Below are 19832 nucleotides of genomic sequence, written 5' to 3'. Positions count from 1 at the left end.
CCTTGTGGTTCAGACCGCGAGCGACGTCAGGACAAGACAACCATAGATTTTAGGCCAAGGCAAGAACATTACAGGAACATGCATTCGTGGTGGTTGCAGCGCGCTGTGCCGGTTGCAAAAACGGAAGATGGTTAAGCAATGGAACGGCTGCTCCGCCTCCTCGACCGCGTTAACAAGGCGACTAGGCCCTTCGGCAATCTGAGGCTGTTGCTTTCTAAGCGGTGATGAAGGCATCGACCGAACCTGAAAGCGATCGATCGATCGCGACCTGCGGTGGAAGCCACTCCATGACAGGATATCGGAAAGGCCAAGGCATGGCGATCCGGCGCGAAGAGCCGCTCTCCAGAAAAATCTCGTTTACAAGGTCTATGAACCGCCCGCGGTCTCGTTCGATTCGTTTCAAAGTTTGCGAACGAATGTAATCCCGGGGAATTCGTCGCTCCTTCAGCGCTAAGACAGCCTCCGCGATGGATCGAGGATCGGGTGGAACTGTGAGCGAATAGTCGTCATCCAGATAAAGGTCTCGGCCGCCATGGTTCGGCGTCGTGACCACTGGAAGGCCCGCGAGAAGATATTCCGTGCTGGCGAACATTGGTCCTTCCAGGTGAGAGAGACAGATTCCCACGGCTGCACGATTTAGATGCGTGTTCACCTGAGCCGGTGCCAATCGGACCGGCTTGCCGGTGCCGTCAAACTCGTTGATAAAGACGTGATGCGGCGCGAGCTCCCTATGCCGATTTATTCGTGCTCTTTCCGACTCCGTCGTGGAGGACCCGCTTGAATCTCGATAGAAGACAAATGCGCAACGCTGGATGCCAAGCGACAAGTCATGGCGCTTCCACGGAGCCAGTTGCGCATTGTAGATTGCATCAAATTCTACAGGGACGTCATCGAGAGGCCTGAATATGTGTTCGGAGGTTGTTGACGTCTTGTTGTGCAGGACGGCGGCCTCGCCGGACTGATTCAACAGATCAGCCTCGGCCTGAGTGTTGGATAGGAAGATTAGCGAGTGACGGGGGTTCTTGAGTCTATGCAGAACGGCATAGGTCCGGATGGTTTTGACGCTAGCACTGCTTTCGATGGACCAGGTTGGCGAGATGAGAAACCAGGCGCGGTGGCCGCGTGGAAGGAAAGGCATATGACTTGCTAATCCGAGCGGCGTACCGGACATTCCCGAATAGGATATGAACGGATCGTCAGACAGCAAACTGGCCTGAAGAGCAGGTTGCGACTTCGCGGAAGGGTGCCCCTTTCTGAGTTTGTGGCCATGACGCAGCATGGCTCTGACAATCTCGAATTTGGTAGGAGGGCGATACCCGTGCTGTAGGGTCAACATGCGGCAATTGCGATCTTGAGTGCGGGGCAAAACTCGCTTCGACAGAGAGAAATTTGGCAAAGAAACATCGCCAGTTGATCGACGGAATATCTCAGGCGATCAAATCTGGTGTACGGAGAAGCGCCTCTTGAAAGAAAACATCGTCCCAAGCGGGGCTGGTTCTCACATCGCGCTACCAACCGTATCCGTTTGCGTAGGCTGTTTCAATCAAGAGGCATTCATCGACACTGCGATCCGATCCGTAGCGGCGCAGACATACACTGCGTTCGAGTGCGTGGTGGTCGATGATTTTTCGACCGACGCTTCCCGCCGAAGGATTGAAGAGTGTCTGTCCCAGCTTGGCGACAGTCGTTTCCGCTTTCTGCCCCGACTGCAAAATGGCGGGCAGATGGCAACAATGATGACCGGGCTTGACGCGACAGCCGGGCCCCTGATCTCGTTTCTTGACGGTGACGATGCTTGGCACCCTGACTTCATAGAATGCCATGTGAGAGCGCATCTCAGCCACACCCGTATCGCGGCGATGTCGAGCTCCGATGAGGTGGTGATAGATACGGCCGGCAAACTGCTTGCGGGCGGTCATCCCGTATTCCACCTGAATGACCCGCGATCGATGCCGAAAATGAGCGGCTACCTGCATGTCGACACCGAAGCTGACCCGACATTATTATTTATTGATCGGGGCACCGTGGGTTGGTTTTGGTCAACCACATCGGGGATGATGTTTCGTCGAGCTCCGCTTGAAATCATGCGTCCATCCGATCCGGACGAAATAAAGATATGTGCCGATGGTTATATGGCTCGTGCCGCCCATATGATCGGCGGAACCGTGAGGATTGGGCGGGCTCTTGGCAGTTATCGGCTTCACGGCGGCAATGGCTGGGCGGACGGGCGCATCCTGGGTACCGGAGTTGGCCTCGGCAGGATGTCGCCTGATACTGAAATAGCGATACGGCGGGCACTGGCCAATCGTTGGTGCGAAGTGGCGCCGGGACTGGAGCATTTAATCTCCCGCCACTCAATGCGCAGGACCTTGGTCGACCTGATCGGACTGTCTGCGGCTTTTGCATTGCTGGAAAAGAACGCCGATGCGGGTTTTCTGCTGAAAGACTGGGCAACACCACAGCTAAAATTGCAGACCTGACTTATCGGTCTCCTTCCTCCGAAACTGAGGCCTCGGCGCTTCCGGGACATAGTTTGATTTGATGAGCCGCTTGCTCGGCAGTCTTACCCGATAAAGAGCATCTTTCGATGCTTCTCTGGACCCACCAAAGTCCTCCGTAGCAACGCACACTACGCGGCCGAATTGCGCCGCTTCGCCTCCACCGCGTCCCAGAACAGGCTGGCGATATCCGCGCCACCAAAACGTTGCACTTCGCGCACGCCGGTCGGCGAGGTCACGTTGATCTCGGTCATGTAGTCGCCGATGACGTCGATGCCGACGAGGATGAAGCCGCGTGCTTTCAGGGACGGCCCGATGCGGGCGCAGATCTCGCGTTCGCGTGTCGTCAGCTCGGTCTTTTCGGCACGGCCGCCGACATGCATGTTGGAGCGGGAATCGTGGTCGGCCGGCACGCGGTTGATGGCGCCGACCGCCTCGCCGTCGATCAGGATGATGCGCTTGTCCCCCTTGCGCACATCCTTGAGATAGCGCTGGACGATATAGGGCTCGCGTGACAGCTGGGCGAACATTTCGAGCAGTGAGGCGAGGTTGCGGTCGCCCTCCTTGAGATGGAAGATGCCGGCGCCGCCATTGCCGTAGAGCGGTTTGACGATGATGTCGCCGAATTCCTTGCGGAAGGCCGCGACCTCCTGGGGATCCTTGGTGATCAGCGTTTCGGGCATCAGATCGGGGAATTCGGTGACGAAGATCTTTTCCGGGCTGTTGCGCACCCAGGCCGGGTCGTTGACGACCAGTGTCTTGGGATGGATACGCTCCAGAATGTGCGTGGTGGTGATGTAATTCATGTCGAAGGGCGGGTCCTGGCGCAGCAGGATCACATCCATCTCCGACAGGTCGGTGCGCACTTTGTCGCCCAGCGTATAATGATTGCCCTTCTCGTCGCGGAGCTTCATCTCTTCGATGCGGGCAAACACCTTGCCGCCCAGCATCGACAGCCGGTCGGGCGTATAGTGGAACAGTTGGTGGCCGCGCCGCTGCGCCTCCAGCGACAGCGCAAACGACGTGTCGCCGGCGATCGAGACGGTGGAGACATGGTCCATCTGGACGGCGATTTTCAGGGGCATCTTCCGGTCTCCAGCAGGCTCTGTCGCCGATATACGGAACTTGGCGGCTTCTGCCAATCGCGCTTGCTTGGCCCAGACCTTTAACGGTCGAAGACCAGCCGGGAGTAACCGAGGAACGACAGCGCCATGGCGACCGGCGAGGCGACGGCAAGTGCGGCCAGCGGCGGCAGCGCCGGCAGCGCAAACAGGATGGCGCAGTAGATGAGATAGTTGACGATGCTGGTGGCGATGCCGACGCCGCCATAGCGCGCGCCCTCCTGCGCCACGCCGCGGCTCGACGGCGAAAAGGTCAGGTGCCGGTTGATCTGCCAGGTGACGCACAGCGCAAAGCCGATCGACAGGACACGGGCGACGAAGGGACCGAGCGGCGTCAGCGCCAAGAGCAGCCAGAGCGCCGCGGCATCGGCGACGAAACCAACGCCGCCTGCCAGGACGAAGCGGGCGAGCCGGCTCACGGCTCAGGCGGCCCGGGGCGTCTTGCCCGGTTCGGCCTTCGGGATTTCACCAGTGCGTTCGCGCCCTTCGACCCGGCTCGACGGCACCGAGAGATAAAAAATGCGCTTCTGCTCGGCGCGCCCGCGCGACACCGAATCGAGGATCAATCCGGTCACCATCGCAAGCATCGAGAGCAGCAGCAGGCCGACCGACAGCACCCAGGTCGGCATGCGCGGCACGAGGCCGGTCTGGGCGAATTCGATCAGCACCGGCGTCATCAGGGCAAGGCTCGACGCCAGGAAGAAAATCGCGAAGGCGCCGAAGAAGCGCAGCGGCTGCGTCTCCTTCATCAGCATGGCGAACATCCACAGGATCCTGGCGCCGTCGCGATAGGTCGACAGCTTCGACGACGATCCCTCAGGCCGGCGGCCATAATCGAGCGCGATCTCGCTCACCGGCAGTTTGAGCTGCGAGGCATGCACCGACATTTCGGTCTCGATCTCGAAGCCGCCGGAAACCGCGGGAAAGCTCTTGACGAAACGCCTCGAGAAGACGCGGTAGCCGGAGAAGATGTCGGTGAAGTCGGTGCCGAACAGCCGCTTGTAGAGGCTGTTGAAAATGCGGTTGCCAAAGGCATGGCCGGAACGGCCGGCATCGTCGGTGACGCCGCGCCTGGTGCCCACCACCATGTCGCAGCGCTCGGTCTGCAGGATGTTGATCAGCAGCGAGGCATCTTCCGGCGCATAGGTGCCGTCGCCGTCGGCCATCAGATAGATATCGGCATCGATGTCGGCGAACATGCGCCGCACGACATTGCCCTTGCCCTGGCGCGGCTCGCGGACGACGATGGCGCCCGCCGCGCGGGCCTTTAATGCCGTCAGGTCGCGCGAATTGTTGTCATAGACATAGATGTCGGCCGATGGCAGCGTCTCGCGAAAGCGCCGCACCACCTCGGCGATGGTCAGTTCCTCATTGTAGCAAGGCAGGAGCACGGCAATGGCCGGCTCATGGCGGACTTCGTGCGGCATTTCCGTCTCCCGACGCCCGGCGGAGCCTCCGGCCGCGCTCATATGCGGCCTCGCTCAGGCGACTTTACTATTTATTGAAGCTGTTAAGGCTAGGTTTAAGGCCGCAGTCTTTCCGACGAAGGTCATGATGATGAACGCAGCCAAGGCGGGTGCTTCCTCCTGGAAGTCCGATATGACGCTGGCGCTGCTTGCCATGCTGGTGGTGCTGGCCGTCAATGCCGCCACGGGCTTTCGCGAATTGAGCAATGCCGGCGGCGACAATGACAGCCTGCTGCGGCTGGTCGAGGTTCGCGACATGCTGGCCGGCCAGGGCTGGTTCGACCTGCATCAGTACAGGATGGGGCCGGAAGGCGGTTTCGTCATGCACTGGTCGCGGCTGGTCGACGCACCGCTCGCCGCCATCATCCTCGCCGCCTCGGCGCTGACCGGCAGCATGGCCATGGCCGAAGCGATCGCACAGGTGCTGTGGCCGTCGCTGCTGTTCTGCCTGGCGGTGTTTTTTACAGCCCGTGCGGCACGAAGCTTCGCCGGCGTCGGCGCCGTGCTGCCCGCTATCGTCATCGGCGCTGCAGCGCTGCATTTCATCGGCATTTTCTTGCCGGGTGCGCTCGATCATCACAATGTCCAGCTGACGCTGACCATGGCCAGCCTCAGCCTGCTGCTCGAGGCGCCGGCGCGTCGCTGGGCGGCGCTGATTTCCGGGCTGTGCGCGGCCCTGACGCTGGCCGTCGGCATGGAAACCGCGCCCTATGTCGCCACCATCGGCGCCTGCATCGCCTTGCTGTTCGTCGTCGATCCCGGCGGCGAACGCCGGATCGCCAGGGATTTCGGTCTCGGCTTTGCCGGGGTTTCAGCCCTCGTCTTCGTCACCACCATCCCGCCATCGGCCATGGGCCAGCCGCAGTGCGATGCCTTCTCGGCTGTGCAGTTCTTGGTGGCGGCAATCGCCGGACTGGGGCTTGCCGCCGTGACGTCGCTCACGGTGTCCAATGGCACCGCCAGCCGCCGCCTGATCTCGCTTAGCCTGCTCGCGCTTGTGCTGGGCGCCGTCATCGTGGCGCTGTTTCCGCAATGCCTTGCGGCTCCCTACGCAAACCTCGATCCGCGCCTCAAGGAATTGTGGCTCGATCACATTGACGAGGCGCAGTCGCTGTTCAGTATTGCCGCCAGCGAGCCGGCGTCGCTGGCGGCGCGCTATGTCACGCCGCTGGTGGCGATCGCGCTGATGGCGCTTCGCCTGCGCGGACCATGGCGCCGCCAGGACAGCCTCGTCGGCGCCTTGCTGGTCGGCGCCTTCATCGTCAGCGCCTGGCAGGTGCGCGGCTCGACATTCTCGATCGCCTTTGCCGTCATCCCGCTGTCGGCCTGGATCGCAAGCTGGCGCGAACGGGCGAGGATCAGCCCTGCGCGCAGCGTATCGCTGCGCATGGCGGCGGTCTGGGTGGTGTCGGTGAATGCCGTCTGGGCCGGTGCTGCCGCCGCGACGTCGAGCGTATTCGAGGCCAACAAGGTCTCGGTCGAGGCACAGGACACCGACAGCGATCCGTCCTGCGAGCGCAAGGCCTCCTTCGCGGCGTTGGCCCGGCTGCCGGACACCACGGTGCTTGCCATTTCCAATCTCGGCTCGCCCATCCTGGCCTATTCCGGGCACCGCGTCTTTGCCGGCCCCTATCATCGCAACATCGCCGGCGACCTGCTTGCGCTCGATGCCTTCCTCGGATCGGCGGACCAGGCGAGGATGATCGCGGCGGCTCACCACGTCGGCCTGATGGCGCTCTGCCGCGGCAGCGCCGAAAGCAAGATGCTTGCCGCCAAGGCGCCGCAAGGCTTCCTGGCCAGGCTGATGCAGGGAAGCGTCCCCGATTGGCTCGAACCGGTGGCCGAAACGCGCGGAACCCCGGTCGAACTCTACCGCGTCCGCTAAAGCATCATTCGCCAGCGAAAAATCGATTTCGCGATACGCTTCCTAAACGCTTTGCTGCCAGTCTCAGCCTAAATTTCGGGCGTCACAAACAGGGATACCGATGCAAACGACGTTTGGCACCGGGCAGGCAAGCAGGGAAAACTCGGATCTGGCGTTCACCGATGCGCTGACCGGGCTTGGCAACCATCGCCGCTTCTTCGACAAGGTCGATCGCCTGATCAGCGACCGTGCAGACGATCCCGCGCCGTTCACGGTCGGCATTCTCGACCTCGACGGCTTCAAGCCGATCAACGATCTGTTCGGCCACAAGGCCGGCGACGACATATTGATCCAGGTGGCGATGCGGCTGCGCGCCTCGATGGACAGCCACTCTACGGTCTGCCGCATCGGCGCCGACGAATTCGCCTTCCTGTATCCGATGGTGTTCTCGGAGGAAGCGGCGGCCGAGAAGTCGCGCATGATGATCGAAATCCTGTCGGCGCCCTACGATGTCGGCGAACGCACCGCCAGGCTTTCGGCCTCGGTCGGCTGCTCGCTCTTTTATTCCGGCGACGAAACCACGGAAATCCTCGTCAACAAGGCCGAAACGGCGCTCTACCACGCCAAGCGTTCGGGCCGTGGCCGGGTCGTCGTCTACACCCGCGAAATGGAAGAGGCGGCCAAGCGCGTCACCCGCATCGAACAGGCGCTGCGCCGTGCCGTCTCGGCCGGTGAGGTCGAACCGCATTTCCAGCCCATCGTCGATTTGACCACCCGCCGCACCATCGGCTTCGAGACGCTGGCGCGCTGGACCGATCGCGACCTCGGCGTGGTGCCGCCGACCGTGTTCATCCCGATCGCCGAAGAGCGCGGCATCATCGGCCCGCTATCGCAGCTGGTGCTGCGCAAGGCGACCGAAGCGGCGCGCAGCTGGCCGAAGGACCTGTTCCTGTCCTTCAACCTGTCGCCCTCGCAACTCGTCGACCAGAACACCGGCCTGCACATATTGTCGATCCTCGACCGCACCGGCTTCGATCCGCGACGGCTGGAGATCGAGATCACCGAAACCGGCCTGATGAACGATCCGGCCTCGGCCGAGAAGATCGTCGAGGACCTGCGTCGCGTCGGCATCCGAGTCTCGCTCGACGATTTCGGCACCGGCCAGTCCTCGCTCGGCCGCTTGCGCGAATTCCATTTCGACAAGCTCAAGATCGACCGCGCCTTCGTCTCCTCGATCCTCGACGACCGCCCGTCGGAACACATCATCCGCGCCATTCTGGCCATGTGCGAAGGGCTCGGCATGGATGTCGTCGCCGAAGGCATCGAGGAGGAGGCGCAGGCCGACCGCCTCGTCCAGTTCGGCTGCGCCGGCGGCCAGGGCTATCTCTTCGGCAAACCGGTCGACGCCGACGCCACGCTCGGCTACCTCCGCGATTCCTATCGCGGCGCCCTCTACGCCAAGGCAGTCTGACCGGCGGTCTTGCCTGCGTCGAGCAAGTCAGCGGTGCGAGCCAAGATCGACTGTGGCCGCCATCTTGCGTCCTTTTGTCTGACATAAGCCAAACAAATCGCCGTTTTCGCCCTTGCTCCCCGGACTTGGCTGGATAGGATGCGCGCCGACCGGATCGGGAGAGAAAAATATGATGCCATCGGCCGATTTTGCCGACCTCAGGGGAGCCTCGGTGCTGATCACCGGCGGCGGTTCCGGAATTGGTGCGGCACTGACCGAGGGCTTCGTTCGCCAGGGCGCCCATGTCGCCTTCATCGACATCGCCGATGGCCTAAGCACGCTGCTTGCCGACCGCGTCGAAAAAGAACTTGGCCGGCGACCGCTCTACCTCAAGACCGATTTGCGTGACGTCGAGGCGTTGCGCGCTTCGGCCGCCAAAGCGGCTGAGGCGCATGGCGACGTCACCGTGCTGGTCAACAATGCCGCCTGGGACGAACGCCACGAGGTCGCCGACGTTACCGTCGAGTTCTGGGACAACAATCTCGCCGTCAATCTGCGCCCGCATTTCTTCACCGCACAGGCGGTCGCGCCGGGCATGAAGCGGGCCGGCGGCGGGTCGATCATCAACTTCACCTCAACCTCCTATCTCATCAACCACCCCGATATGCCGGCCTACACCGCCGCCAAGGCCGGCATACTCGGCCTCACCAAAGGTCTCGCGGGCAAGCTTGGGGTCGACGGCATCCGCGTCAATGCGATTGCGCCGGGCTGGGTGATCACCGAGCGGCAGCGGGAACTCTGGGTCACCGAGGAGAGGCTCGCCGCCCATGTCGCCAAGCAATGCATCAAGCAGGTCATGCAGCCCGACGACATCGTCGGCACGGTGCTGTTCCTGGCCTCCGACGCCTCACGTATGCTGACGGCGCAGATGTTGATCGTCGACGGGGGTTTCCTGTGAGCCCGGTGAATCAAAATCCGGCAAAAGGCACGCCGGCAGTCGCCGCCGTCGACTGGGGCACGACCCGCATGCGGGTCTGGCTGGTCGACGAGGCGGGCGGGGTGCTTGCCGAGCGTCGCGGCGATGATGGGTTGATCACCGCGCAGCAAAAAGGCTTTTCGATCATCCTCGAGGGCCATCTGGCGGCGCTCGGCGCACCTGACACACTGCCGGTCATCATCTGCGGCATGGCCGGCTCGCGCCAGGGTTGGCTGGAAGCGCCTTACGTCACCGTGCCGGCGCCGCTCAGTGCCATCCTCGCGGGGGCCGCCCGCATTCCCGGCCAGAGCCGCGACATCCGCATCGTGCCTGGCCTGGCGCAGCGCCTGGAAGATGCGCCGGACGTAATGCGCGGCGAGGAAACCCAGCTTGCCGGCGCCGGTTTGCCGGCAAAAGGTCGCCATCTCGTCTGCATGCCCGGCACCCATTCGAAATGGGTTCTGGTCGCAGACGGCGCGGTCGACGGCTTCTGCACCTGGCCGACCGGCGAGCTGTTTTCGGTGCTGGCCACTCACTCTATCCTGCGCCATTCGCTGGGCGAGAGCCCGAAGCCGGTCACTCCGGACAATCCGTTCTTCCAGGAATGGTGCCGCAAGGCTTTGGCGGAGGGCGGCGATGTCACTTCGCGGCTGTTCTCGATCCGCGCCGCCGGCCTGCTGCAGAACCTCAAGGCCGACGATGCCGCCGCTTGCCTATCCGGCCTGCTGATCGGCGGCGAGATCGCCTCGGCGGGCCGCCGCTATGGCGAAAGCACCACCGCAATCGTGCTGGTTGCGTCCGGCTCGCTAGCAGCCCTCTACCGCCAGGCGCTAGACCTTGCAGGGCTTGCCGTCAGGACGGTCGACGCCGACGAGGCGGTGCGTGCCGGCCTCATCGAGGCAGCGCGGGAAAATGGCATGATCGCCAAATGACTCACCAGAGTGGAGTGACAGCGTGACCCAGACCGCACCTTTCCCGAAGCTGAAGCGTGGTCTTGTCGCCATTCTGCGCGGCCTCAGACCCAGCGAGGCGGTTGCCATCGGCCAGGCGCTGTTTGACGCCGGCATCGAAGCCATCGAGGTGCCGCTCAATTCGCCGGAGCCGTTTTCATCGATCGCCAGCATTGTCACCGCATTGCCCAAGACGACGCTGGTCGGCGCCGGCACGGTGCTGACTTCAGCCGATGTCGACGCCCTGGCCAAGGCCGGCGGGAGGCTGCTGGTCAGCCCCAACATCGATGCCGACGTCATGGCCCGCGCCATGCACCACGGCATGGTGACGATGCCAGGCGTGTTCGCCCCCACCGAAGCTTTTCAGGCGATTAGGCTTGGGGCTTCGGCGCTCAAATTCTTCCCGGCAAGCGTGCTCGGGCCTAGCGGCATTTCGGCGATGCGGGCCGTGCTGCCGGCCGATACCGTGGTCGGCGCCGTCGGCGGCGTTTCCGACAAAGACTTTGCCGGCTACAAAGCCGCTGGGGTGACTGCTTTTGGTCTTGGCTCCAGCCTGTTCAAACCTGGTATGAGCGTCGACGAGGTGGCCTCGCGCGCCCGGGCGGCGGTGACGGCCTGGGATGCGGCCTTCGGCGGAGCGGCATGATGGGAAACGTTTCGGTTTTTTCGGACCATGTCTGTGAACTCGGCGAGGGGCCGAGCTACGATCCCGCCACCGACACGCTGTTCTGGTTCGACATCGTCAACGGGCTTTTGCTGGAGCAGGGTGTCACGTCCGGCGCGCGGAAGGTCCATGAGCTCGGCCAGATGGCCAGCGCCATCGCCATTATCGACGACAATCGCCAGCTCATCGCCACCGAGACCGGCCTGCATGTCCGCGACGTCTCGACCGGCAAGCTGACGCTGCATACGCCCATCGAGGCCGACAATGCGCTGACCCGCTCCAACGATGCGCGCGTCCACCCTTGTGGCGCCTTCTGGGTCGGCACGATGGGCAAGGGCGAGGAGAAGGGCGCGGGCGCCATCTACTGGTTCTTCAAGGGAGAATTGCGCACGCTTTACACCGGCATCACCGTGTCGAACTCGATCTGTTTCTCGCAGGATGGAACGATCGCCTACTACACCGATACCGCGACCGGCCTGTTGATGCGCGTCGCCTGCGATCCGGCAACGGGTCTGCCGATCGGCGAGTCCAAAGTGTTCGTCGACCATCGCTCGTCGAAGGGCTATGTCGATGGCTCGGTCGTCGACCGCGACGGCGTGCTGTGGAACGCGGTCTGGGGCGGCAAGGCGGTGAAGGCTTATGCGCCGGACGGCACATTGTTGCGCGAAATTGCCACGCCGGCGGGGCAGTCCTCGTGCCCGGCCTTTGTCGGCGCCAAGGCCGATCGGCTGGCGGTGACCTCGGCCTGGAAAGGCAAGGACGACAAGCAGCGCAAGCTTGACCCACAGGCCGGCATGACCTTCCTGCTCGACATCCCCGTCAACGGCCGCTTCGAGCCGCGCGTGCTGATCGCCTGAGCGTACCGGTTGTCGTGCAGGCGTCGGGCGCGGGTCGATTTCGCGCAAGCCGATCGCATTGGCCGTGCGATGGTGTGGCTGCATCACCGAGAAGCGTTGACCCATGCCGCGCCCGACCTTGATCCTCGTCCACGAGCCGGAAAAGGCCTGTTTCGACAGGCTGGTCGCCGACGGCTTTCCCGCCGAGCGCGCCTTGGAAATCTCGTCTTATCTGGCGCAGTCGACCGATCTCGCTCCTGAGTTCGATCAACTGGCGACCACTTGTGAAAAGCGCGGCCTCGCCTTTATGCCGGTTGCACTCGACGATGCGGCAAGCGCGCTGGCGAAGGCCGATCCCGCAACCACGCTGGTCTGGACGCTGACCGACGGCATTGCCTATTTCCGCGGTGCTGCAGCGCCCGCACTTGCCAGGCTGAATGGGCTTAGAACCATCGGAGCCGACGATGCGCTGTTCGCGCTTTGCCAGGACAAGTTCCGTTCCGGCGCCGTGCTTTGCGCGCTCGGCCTGCCGGCGCCGCAGGCAGGCCTGGCCCGCGACGGCCGCTGGCTGGCCGACCCGCCAGCTTCGGAAGCCGGCTGGTTCGTCAAGCCGAACCGGCTCGGCTCCAAGGTAGGCATCTGGCCGGATTCACGCTGCAACGACCTGGCCCATGCGCTGGAGCTTAGCCGGCGGGTCTATGCCGCTTATCGCGACGATGTCGTCGTCCAGCCCTATGTCGGCGGTCGCAATGTCCGCGCCAGCTTCCTTGGGCTGCAAACGGATGCCGGGGCGGAAGCGCTCGGCGTTGCATTCGTCGACTCCGGCGGCGATTTCCAGACCATGGCGGACTCGATGGCGCTTTACGGCGACACCGGCGAGGCCGCCAAGGCGGCTGGACTATACAGCGAGCCGGTGCTGGAGGCGGTTGCCGACACCCAGCCGGCAGCCGCGGCAACCATCCGCCGCATCGCCGAGCGGCTGGTCAGCGGGCTCGGCCTGCGAGACGTGTTTTCCCTCGATTTCAGGGTCGAGGCTAACGACCATGTCCACCTCATCGAGTTCGAGGTCTGTCCCGGCCTGCCCTGCTTCGATTTCCGCGCCTATTGCCTGATGCAATGGGGCATGACGCTGGCCGATGCGGTTGCCGAGACGGCGGCGAACCGACTGAACCGACAGGCGATCTGAACGGTCGAGGGACCAGCGCGACCTACCGCGCCTTGACAGCTTTTGCTCCACCTTTAGTGTCGCGGGACAGTCCTCAGGCAAGGCCGCGCTATGAGCACACCAGCAAGCTCCCTCCATCATCACATAAGGCGCATGACCGGGCGCGATCCGCATGAGGCGCATCGCGTCGCCACGCCGCTCGAGCTGCTGTTCGATCTGACCTTCGTCACCGCCTTCAGCCTTGCCTCGTCGCAACTGGCGCATGCCTTGGCCGAGGGCCACTACGCGGCGGCGCTGATCGGCTTCGGCTTTGCCAGCTTCGCCATCTGCTGGGCGTGGATCAATTTCTCCTGGTTTTCCTCCGCCTATGACACCGACGATTGGATCTTCCGCCTCGTCACCATGGTGCAGATGATCGGCGTGCTGGTGCTGGCCATCGGCCTGCCGCGCATGTTCGCCTCGATCGAGCATGGCGAACACCTCAACAATTCGGTCATGGTGCTGGGCTACGTCATCATGCGCGTCGCCATGATCTTCCAATGGCTGCGCGCGGCGCGGCAGGACCTTGGGCGGCGGCGTGCCTGTCTCACCTATGCCATCGCCATCGCGATCGCCCAGATCGGCTGGGTGGTGCAGATCCTGGTCGATTTCTCGCTGGCGACGAGCCTGGCTTTCGGCGCGGTCCTGCTTCTCATCGAGCTTGCCGGACCGGTCATCGCCGAACGCCGGGATGGCGGCACGCCCTGGCACGCGCATCACGTCGCCGAGCGCTACAGCCTGTTCGCCATTATCGCGCTGGGCGAAGGGGTGATCGGCACGCTGGCGACGCTGTCGGCCGTGGTCGAGGAGCAGGGCTGGAACCTCGATGCCGCCTTGATCGGCATTGCCGGAATGGGTCTCACCTTCGGCATGTGGTGGGTCTATTACATGCTGCCCTCGGGGACGGTGCTGCACCAGCACCGCAGCCGTTCCTTCGTCTGGGGCTATGGCCAGATGGTGATCGTCGCTGCCATCGTCGCCACCGGCGCCGGGCTGCATGTCGCGGCCTATTTCATCGAGCACAAGACCCATAACGGCCCGGTAGCGACCCTGCTGTCAGTCGCCATTCCGCTAGGCGTGTTCCTGGGGGCGATCTATGCGCTGTATTATTATCTCGTCCAGCGCTTCGATCCCCTCCACGTCTGGCTGCTGGCGGGAACGGCTGCGGTCGTCGCACTTGGCATCATCGCCGCCATTGCCGACGTCGACATGGCGGTCTGCCTCATCTTACTCACGCTAGCGCCGGCCGTCACTGTTGTCGGCTATGAGCTGTCGGGGCACCGCCATCAACTGGAGGTGCTGGCGCAGGAGGAAGCGCCGCACTGAGCAGAGCAGCTTCGCGCGTCAGATACCCTCGACCAGCACGATCTCGCCATCGGCCACTTTCTGACGGATGGCGACGGCGCGTTGGTATTCCGGCGAGTGGTAGCAGTCATGCGCCGCGCTGAGCGATTCGAACTCGATAATGACATTGCGGGCGCGGCCAGGCCCCTCGGCCTTTTCATGCTCACCGCCACGGGCAAGGAACTTCACGTCGAAACGGTCGAAAGCGAGCTTGGCGGCAGCGACATAGTCCTTGTAGCCTTCAGCGTCGCGCACATCGACGCGGGCTATCCAGTATCCCTTGCGCATTTTCTTCTCCTCGTTACGCGGCGCGCATCTCTTCCAGTATGGCTTCCGCCGCCGCGCGCCTGTCGCTTGCCGCCACGATTGGCCGGCCCACAACAAGATGGCTGGAGCCGTTGCGGATCGCCTGGCCGGGCGTCACCACGCGTTTCTGGTCACCATGGTCGCTGCCCTTGGGCCGTATCCCCGGCGTCACCACCGCCAGGTCGGGTCCGACGATGCGGCGCACCGCTTCCGCCTCCTCGGCCGAGCAGACGACGCCGCCCATGCCTGCATGCAGCGCCTGTTCGGCGCGCCTCAGCACCAGCGTGTGCGGGTCATATTCATAGCCGGCGTCGATCACGTCCTGCTCGTCCATCGAGGTCAGCACGCTGACCGCCAGCAGGCACAGGTCGCTGCCCCTGGCGGCCTCCACCGCGGCCCGCATCGCCTTGGGATAGGCGTGGATGGTCAGCATGGTCATGCCCATGCGCACGATGTTCTCGACACCCTTGGCCACCGTGTGGTCGATGTCGAGCAGCTTCATGTCGAGGAAGATTCTGGTGCCGCCGCTGGCCAACTCCCTGGCGAAGTCGAGCCCGCCGGCGAAGGCCAACTGATAGCCGATCTTGTAGAAGGAGACGACGCCGTCGAGTTCGCGCACCGCCTGTTCGGCCTCTTTCACCGTCGGCACGTCGAGGCCGACGATCAGCCTGTCTCTCATGGTATGGGCCTGCATGGCTGTGGAAATCATGCCCCGGTCCGGGTCGATAGCATGCGCGAGGTTTCGATCAGCGTGCGGCATAGGTGCTCCATCGATTTGGTCAGTCTATCATCCCTGAAATTGCCGTCGCCGTCGAAGGCACTGCCGCCATCGGATACCGAGCATTCCGGCGTCACCATCTCCAGCTGGCAGCGCACCAGCACGGCGCGCAGATGGTTGATGCAGCGGATCCCGGCGAAATGTCCGTTCGAAGACGAGCACAGGCCGGCGACCTTGCCGACAAATGGCCTCACCGGCCAGCCGCCATCGAGGCGCACCCGGCTTACCCAGTCGATCGTGTTCTTGAGCAGTGGCGGGATCGAGCCATTATATTCCGGCGTCGCGATCAGCAGCCCGTCATGGGCGGCGATCAGCCGGCCGAGCTTCACGGCGTTGTCGGGAACGCCTTTTTCCTTTTCGAGGTCCTCGTCGATGATCGGCAGCGGATAGTCGGCCAGCGAAATGCGCGTCACCTCGGCGCCTTGCATGGCCAGCTCCTTCTGCGCCACATCGGCGGTCCTGCCGCTGAAGGCGCCGCTGCGCACCGAGCCGGCGAAGACGAGGATTTTCGCGATCACAGCCATTGGCCACTCTTGTTCCCGGACAGGTACAGCCAGAGGCTGCGCAAATCAACGCACTGGCCCAAAAAACGGAAACGATCGGGGGGCAAGCGCGCGAAGGTGTGCCGAGCAGCTGGGCTATTGCTAGTGGGTGACCGCAATTCTTGCACTCAGCGCGATGAGTGCAACTCCGAGCAAGGCATCTATCGGCCTGCGGACGCTGCCATATACCGACCGAACCCTTCTTGTGGAGAACATTAGCGCGACAAGCCCAAACCACGCCATCGCGACCAGCCCGATTATGGCCAGGGACACTGCCTGGACCCAGATCGGAGCCTGCATCGGCAATACCGATATGAACAGGCTCGCGAAGAAGGCGGCCGTCTTCGGATTTGTAATTCCGACAACGAAGCCGCTTCGCCAGGGAGCCGTAGTCTCTGCGCCACTGACGGCCAGCGGTGGCTGCGCCTGCCAAGCCGACAAAAGGATCTTGCTGCCCAGGTAACCGAGATACACGGCGCCGGCGATCCGGACGGCAAGGTGAGCCCATGCAATCTGCGTCAGCACGAGGCCCAGGCCAAACATCGCGAGAGCCGCCCACACCATGATCGCTGCGGCAATGCCAAGCGCCACATGGAACCCCGCGCGACGGCTGATCAGCGCATGGGAAGTCACGGCTACAAAATCGGGTCCCGGGCTCATGGCGCCGAGCAGGAACACTGAAGCAAGTGTCAGGAATTGCGGAAGGTAGCTCATGCGAAGCTCCAATTTCAGGCTCGTCGTACCGCACGCCTGCATGCCAGAGAGGCCAGGAAGCCGCTCGCCGCGATTTCGAGGGTCGTTTCCCTCATCTTCACAAACCTACAGCGCCCTTTAATATGAGCGAAATGAAAGATATTTCGGCAGCCATGAACAAAGCTAATATCAACATCACAATGGTGCGCGTCCTGACATCGCTCAGCGAGACGCGCAGCTTCACGAAAACCGCCGAGCGGCTCTGTCTTTCTCAATCGGCCATAAGCCATGCAATGAAGGCGCTGGAGGAGATCGTTGGCGCGCCCCTCGTCATACGTGATCGGCGCGGTGTCGCTTTCACCGCAACCGGCGAGTCGGCTTTGGATGCGGCGCGCGCCGCTTTGCATGCTTTAGGCCGTCTTGCCGGCCTACGGGAACACTCCATCAAAGGCAGAGTACGGCTCGCGCTGGTCAGCAGCGCCTCGGTAAAGATTGCTCCATATGCGTTGAACATTACTTCCGTCCGGCACCCGGAGCTTGCTGTCGAACTGCTCTTGGGCACGGATACCGAGGTGGCGGAGTGGGTCGATCGCGGTGCCGCCGATATTGGACTGTCCTACATCGCCGGCAATTGCCAAGCCGAGGAACTTGTCGACGACGAACTCTTTGTGGCGTCATCGCAAAAGAACTCAGTCCAAGGCGGGTCATTTCCGATCCGCGCTCTCGACGGCCAGCCATTCATCATGTCGAGCGGCGGCTGCGGACCAATGCTTGCCGAATTGTTCCAGGATTTTGGCGTTGCGCCAGTTGTCATCCTGTCGGCGAGCGATATGGCGGCGCTGCTTGCTCTGGTTGGGGCCGGGCGCGGTTTGTCGATTGCGCCAGGCCTGGCGTTTCCGGCCGATTGGCAGCGAACCGTCGCGAGGCGTCCTCTGGAGCCGCGTGCGCGTCGGCCTCTGCTGCTTCTGTTCTCCAGCAGCGCCGAAGCAACGGCCGTGCGGGCCATGTGCGCGGCGATCAGAGAAGTCGCCACGAGTTTGCGAGGCGGATAACAGTCAAGGATGTGGATCGACCCTCAATCGAGCTTCCTTCGGGAGACGTCGATCCTCTACAAGGCGCCAGAGACTTCTCCCGCCCCCAATACCAGCTAATGCGCTTCGCGCCGGTAGATCCACAGCTGCGTCGGCGGGATGTTGCGGAAGATGAAGTCGAAATGCTTGACCGTGTAATTGCCGCGGCCGGGCGGGATCGGCGACAACGGCCCATAGGTCAGCTGCACGATCGGCCGTCCAACCGGGATGCGGTCTAGCAGGCTTTCAATATAGGCGATCCGCTGTGCGACCGGGAAATTGAGCAGCGGCACGCCGGAGACGACGGAATCGAAAACCATACCGCTCTTCTCGCCAAGCGTGGCGTTGAGATTGAAGGCATCGCCCTCGATGACGTTGACGCCGGGATAGAGCTGGCGCAGATGGCGCACGAAATCGGTGGAATATTCGACCGCATAGAGGTTTTCGGGCTTAACGCCCTGGGCGAGGATTGCACGCGTGATGACGCCTGTGCCGGGGCCGACTTCAAGCACCGGCAGGCCGGACTTCGGATTGACGATGGAAGCCATCTTGCGGGCGGTGACGGAGCTTGTCGGCACGATCGAACCGACCGACTTCGGCTTGTCGATCCAGCCTTTGAAGAATTTGAGTTCGTCGTCGAACTTTTCCGCCAGCGCCTTCCGCAATCCCGGACCACGTGCCATGCAAGTTCTCCTCAACACTCCCCGAACGCTACTTAGCAGCTAACAGGTCCAAGGCAAGGCGCGATCTGGCATAAGATGTTGATGACGTTTGGGAAGCGTGGCGGCCTTGGCTTGGGTTCAGTGCTCGCCGAAGGATTCGAAAAAGTCCTTCATGCGGGCGAAAAAGCCGCTCGACTGGGGCGAATTGTCCTTCGACGACAGCTGCTCGAACTCTTCCAGCAACTCGCGCTGGCGGCGCGACAGGTTTTGCGGCGTTTCGACCGCGGTCTGGATATAGAGGTCGCCGACATTGGGCTGGCGCAGCACCGGCATGCCCTTGCCCTTGAGGCGGAACTGGCGGCCGTTCTGCGTGCCTTCGGTCACTTTCACCTTGGTCTGACTGCCGTCCAGCGTCGTCACCTCGAACGAGCCGCCAAGGGCGGCCGTCGTCATCGATATCGGCACCTTGCAGTAGAGATCGGCGCCGTCGCGCTGGAAGAATTCATGCGGCTTCACCGCCAGGAAAATATAGAGGTCGCCCGATGGGCCGCCGCGCAGGCCCGCCTCGCCCTCATTGGCAAGCCGGATGCGGGTGCCGTCCTCGATGCCGGCCGGGATATTGACCGACAGCGAGCGTTCCTCGGTGACGCGGCCCTGGCCGGCGCATTTCGGGCACGGGTCCTTGATCGTCTGGCCGCGGCCTTGGCATTGCGGGCAGGTACGCTCGATCGAGAAGAAGCCTTGCGTCGCTCGTACCTTGCCGTGGCCATGGCACATCGAGCAGGTCACCGGCTGGGTGCCGGGCTTGGCGCCGGTCCCGGAGCATTCCGTGCATGAGATCGAGGCCGGCACGCGGATTTGCGCGGTCTTGCCGGCAAACGCTTCTTCCAGCGTGATTTCCATATTGTAGCGCAAATCGGCGCCGCGTTCGCGGCCGCCCGACGAGCGGCGCTGGCGCCCGCCCATCATGTCGCCGAAAATATCTTCGAAAATGTCGGCGAAGCCGCCGGCGCCAAAACCTTGCGCGCCGCCATTCATGCCGCCCTGCTCGAAGGCGGCGTGACCGAAACGGTCATAGGCCGCGCGCTTCTGCGGGTCCTTCAGCGTTTCGTAGGCTTCGTTGATTTCCTTGAACTTATGCTCGCATGAGTGATCGCCGGGATTGCGGTCGGGATGGAACTGCATGGCCAGCTTGCGGAAAGCGCTCTTGAGCTCCTTCTCGTCGGCGCCCTTTTGCACGCCCAGCGTCTCGTAGAAATCAGCTTTCATCTTTTCCCGCAGTCCGGATGCTCAACGTCTTGATGCATGTTGCGTCGTTTGCCGGCACGTTGTCTCGATTTAGGAGCGGTGCTGCCCGGATGCTAGGGCCGGCGCGCTTGTGCCTGTGTTTTTCAGTGACTTTTTCGGC

The 19832-nt window shown here is 62.9% G+C and carries 20 protein-coding genes; 10 read left to right on the top strand and 10 right to left on the bottom strand.

Features of this window, described 5'->3' with window-relative positions; genetic code table 11:
- Window positions 1-214 precede the first annotated feature (214 nt).
- Window positions 215-1279, bottom strand: coding sequence for a glycosyltransferase (locus tag NKL04_RS24765; RefSeq protein WP_352724517.1), 1065 nt, complete (start codon window positions 1277-1279; stop codon window positions 215-217).
- 184 nt (window positions 1280-1463) lie between these two features.
- Here NKL04_RS24765 and NKL04_RS24760 point away from each other — a divergent pair, with 184 nt between their 5' ends.
- Complete coding sequence (locus NKL04_RS24760; RefSeq protein ID WP_023701951.1) at window positions 1464-2480, top strand: glycosyltransferase family 2 protein; 1017 nt, start codon at window positions 1464-1466, stop codon at window positions 2478-2480.
- A 149-nt stretch (window positions 2481-2629) separates the two neighbouring features.
- Here the strand turns inward: NKL04_RS24760 and gshB are convergent, their stop codons facing one another.
- From gshB to NKL04_RS24745, 3 genes are all read right to left on the bottom strand, one after another.
- A complete protein-coding gene (gene gshB / locus NKL04_RS24755) occupies window positions 2630-3583 on the bottom strand; it encodes a glutathione synthase (protein ID WP_023701952.1) in 954 nt (317 codons plus the stop codon).
- An 80-nt stretch (window positions 3584-3663) separates the two neighbouring features.
- The gene (locus tag NKL04_RS24750) at window positions 3664-4038 is read right to left on the bottom strand and encodes a GtrA family protein (RefSeq protein ID WP_023701953.1); all 375 of its coding nucleotides are present in this window, start codon (window positions 4036-4038) and stop codon (window positions 3664-3666) included.
- Window positions 4039-4041: 3 nt separating this feature from the next.
- Complete coding sequence (locus tag NKL04_RS24745; protein WP_023814539.1) at window positions 4042-5046, bottom strand: glycosyltransferase; 1005 nt, start codon at window positions 5044-5046, stop codon at window positions 4042-4044.
- Window positions 5047-5173: 127 nt separating this feature from the next.
- On the opposite strand from NKL04_RS24745, the gene NKL04_RS24740 reads away from it, so the two are divergent.
- The 8 genes from NKL04_RS24740 to NKL04_RS24705 all read left to right on the top strand — a co-directional run bounded on the left by NKL04_RS24740 (window position 5174) and on the right by NKL04_RS24705 (window position 14355).
- The gene (locus tag NKL04_RS24740) at window positions 5174-6970 is read left to right on the top strand and encodes a GtrA family protein (RefSeq protein WP_245271451.1); all 1797 of its coding nucleotides are present in this window, start codon (window positions 5174-5176) and stop codon (window positions 6968-6970) included.
- Window positions 6971-7070: 100 nt separating this feature from the next.
- Window positions 7071-8420 carry a putative bifunctional diguanylate cyclase/phosphodiesterase gene (locus NKL04_RS24735; protein WP_023681311.1) on the top strand — a complete coding sequence of 450 codons (1350 nt, stop codon included), beginning with the start codon at window positions 7071-7073 and terminating at the stop codon, window positions 8418-8420.
- 169 nt (window positions 8421-8589) lie between these two features.
- A complete protein-coding gene (locus tag NKL04_RS24730; RefSeq protein ID WP_023701956.1) occupies window positions 8590-9357 on the top strand; it encodes an SDR family NAD(P)-dependent oxidoreductase in 768 nt (255 codons plus the stop codon).
- A 5-nt stretch (window positions 9358-9362) separates the two neighbouring features.
- Window positions 9363-10307, top strand: a complete 945-nt coding sequence (locus NKL04_RS24725; RefSeq protein WP_031209613.1) for a 2-dehydro-3-deoxygalactonokinase — start codon at window positions 9363-9365, stop codon at window positions 10305-10307.
- 22 nt (window positions 10308-10329) lie between these two features.
- The gene (locus NKL04_RS24720; protein ID WP_023701958.1) at window positions 10330-10971 is read left to right on the top strand and encodes a 2-dehydro-3-deoxy-6-phosphogalactonate aldolase; all 642 of its coding nucleotides are present in this window, start codon (window positions 10330-10332) and stop codon (window positions 10969-10971) included.
- Window positions 10971-11846, top strand: a complete 876-nt coding sequence (locus NKL04_RS24715) for an SMP-30/gluconolactonase/LRE family protein (RefSeq protein WP_023701959.1) — start codon at window positions 10971-10973, stop codon at window positions 11844-11846. The genes NKL04_RS24720 and NKL04_RS24715 overlap by 1 nt, the downstream gene beginning before the upstream one ends.
- Window positions 11847-11949: 103 nt before the next feature.
- Entirely contained in the window at window positions 11950-13011 is a 1062-nt protein-coding gene (locus NKL04_RS24710; RefSeq protein WP_023701960.1) for a D-alanine--D-alanine ligase family protein, read from the top strand.
- A gap of 90 nt (window positions 13012-13101) precedes the next feature.
- Window positions 13102-14355, top strand: a complete 1254-nt coding sequence (locus NKL04_RS24705) for a low temperature requirement protein A (RefSeq protein WP_031209614.1) — start codon at window positions 13102-13104, stop codon at window positions 14353-14355.
- Between the two features lie 18 nt (window positions 14356-14373).
- On the opposite strand, the gene NKL04_RS24700 is transcribed toward NKL04_RS24705, so the two are convergent.
- The 4 genes from NKL04_RS24700 to NKL04_RS24685 all read right to left on the bottom strand — a co-directional run bounded on the left by NKL04_RS24700 (window position 14374) and on the right by NKL04_RS24685 (window position 16713).
- Window positions 14374-14661: a DUF1330 domain-containing protein gene (locus NKL04_RS24700; RefSeq protein WP_023701962.1), complete on the bottom strand. Its 288-nt coding sequence runs from the start codon at window positions 14659-14661 to the stop codon at window positions 14374-14376.
- Window positions 14662-14674: 13 nt separating this feature from the next.
- Window positions 14675-15388 (bottom strand): orotidine-5'-phosphate decarboxylase, encoded by a 714-nt coding sequence (pyrF, locus tag NKL04_RS24695; protein ID WP_023701963.1) that lies wholly within the window; start codon window positions 15386-15388, stop codon window positions 14675-14677.
- Window positions 15385-15981: an NADPH-dependent FMN reductase gene (locus NKL04_RS24690; RefSeq protein WP_023701964.1), complete on the bottom strand. Its 597-nt coding sequence runs from the start codon at window positions 15979-15981 to the stop codon at window positions 15385-15387. The genes pyrF and NKL04_RS24690 overlap by 4 nt, the downstream gene beginning before the upstream one ends.
- Before the next feature lie 120 nt (window positions 15982-16101).
- Window positions 16102-16713, bottom strand: a complete 612-nt coding sequence (locus NKL04_RS24685; RefSeq protein ID WP_023714463.1) for a LysE family translocator — start codon at window positions 16711-16713, stop codon at window positions 16102-16104.
- 122 nt (window positions 16714-16835) lie between these two features.
- On the opposite strand from NKL04_RS24685, the gene NKL04_RS24680 reads away from it, so the two are divergent.
- Window positions 16836-17744: a LysR family transcriptional regulator gene (locus NKL04_RS24680; RefSeq protein WP_023701965.1), complete on the top strand. Its 909-nt coding sequence runs from the start codon at window positions 16836-16838 to the stop codon at window positions 17742-17744.
- Between the two features lie 95 nt (window positions 17745-17839).
- On the opposite strand, the gene pmtA is transcribed toward NKL04_RS24680, so the two are convergent.
- On the bottom strand, window positions 17840-18445 hold the full coding sequence (gene pmtA / locus NKL04_RS24675) for a phospholipid N-methyltransferase PmtA (RefSeq protein ID WP_023681321.1): 606 nt from the start codon (window positions 18443-18445) through the stop codon (window positions 17840-17842).
- A gap of 117 nt (window positions 18446-18562) precedes the next feature.
- A complete protein-coding gene (gene dnaJ, locus NKL04_RS24670) occupies window positions 18563-19693 on the bottom strand; it encodes a molecular chaperone DnaJ (RefSeq protein WP_023681322.1) in 1131 nt (376 codons plus the stop codon).
- Window positions 19694-19832: the final 139 nt, after the last annotated feature.

The sequence above is a fragment of the Mesorhizobium sp. C264A genome (assembly GCF_040324515.1).
In the GTDB taxonomy this organism is placed as follows: Bacteria; Pseudomonadota; Alphaproteobacteria; order Rhizobiales; family Rhizobiaceae; genus Mesorhizobium.
The sequence above is the reverse complement of the archived record's forward strand: the minus strand, read 5'-3'. Positions and strand labels throughout refer to the sequence as shown.

What these genes read in the sequence shown, in the direction of transcription:
- NKL04_RS24765 (WP_352724517.1), bottom strand. Translation starts at nt 1,279, where the DNA reads ATGCTGCGTCATGGCCACAAACTCAGAAAGGGGCACCCTTCCGCGAAG.
- gshB (WP_023701952.1), bottom strand. Translation starts at nt 3,583, where the DNA reads ATGCCCCTGAAAATCGCCGTCCAGATGGACCATGTCTCCACCGTCTCG.
- NKL04_RS24745 (WP_023814539.1), bottom strand. Translation starts at nt 5,046, where the DNA reads ATGCCGCACGAAGTCCGCCATGAGCCGGCCATTGCCGTGCTCCTGCCT.
- NKL04_RS24740 (WP_245271451.1), top strand. Translation starts at nt 5,174, where the DNA reads ATGATGAACGCAGCCAAGGCGGGTGCTTCCTCCTGGAAGTCCGATATG.
- NKL04_RS24735 (WP_023681311.1), top strand. Translation starts at nt 7,071, where the DNA reads ATGCAAACGACGTTTGGCACCGGGCAGGCAAGCAGGGAAAACTCGGAT.
- NKL04_RS24730 (WP_023701956.1), top strand. Translation starts at nt 8,590, where the DNA reads ATGATGCCATCGGCCGATTTTGCCGACCTCAGGGGAGCCTCGGTGCTG.
- NKL04_RS24715 (WP_023701959.1), top strand. Translation starts at nt 10,971, where the DNA reads ATGGGAAACGTTTCGGTTTTTTCGGACCATGTCTGTGAACTCGGCGAG.
- NKL04_RS24710 (WP_023701960.1), top strand. Translation starts at nt 11,950, where the DNA reads ATGCCGCGCCCGACCTTGATCCTCGTCCACGAGCCGGAAAAGGCCTGT.
- NKL04_RS24705 (WP_031209614.1), top strand. Translation starts at nt 13,102, where the DNA reads ATGAGCACACCAGCAAGCTCCCTCCATCATCACATAAGGCGCATGACC.
- NKL04_RS24700 (WP_023701962.1), bottom strand. Translation starts at nt 14,661, where the DNA reads ATGCGCAAGGGATACTGGATAGCCCGCGTCGATGTGCGCGACGCTGAA.
- pyrF (WP_023701963.1), bottom strand. Translation starts at nt 15,388, where the DNA reads ATGATTTCCACAGCCATGCAGGCCCATACCATGAGAGACAGGCTGATC.
- NKL04_RS24690 (WP_023701964.1), bottom strand. Translation starts at nt 15,981, where the DNA reads ATGGCTGTGATCGCGAAAATCCTCGTCTTCGCCGGCTCGGTGCGCAGC.
- NKL04_RS24685 (WP_023714463.1), bottom strand. Translation starts at nt 16,713, where the DNA reads ATGAGCTACCTTCCGCAATTCCTGACACTTGCTTCAGTGTTCCTGCTC.
- NKL04_RS24680 (WP_023701965.1), top strand. Translation starts at nt 16,836, where the DNA reads ATGAGCGAAATGAAAGATATTTCGGCAGCCATGAACAAAGCTAATATC.
- pmtA (WP_023681321.1), bottom strand. Translation starts at nt 18,445, where the DNA reads ATGGCACGTGGTCCGGGATTGCGGAAGGCGCTGGCGGAAAAGTTCGAC.
- dnaJ (WP_023681322.1), bottom strand. Translation starts at nt 19,693, where the DNA reads ATGAAAGCTGATTTCTACGAGACGCTGGGCGTGCAAAAGGGCGCCGAC.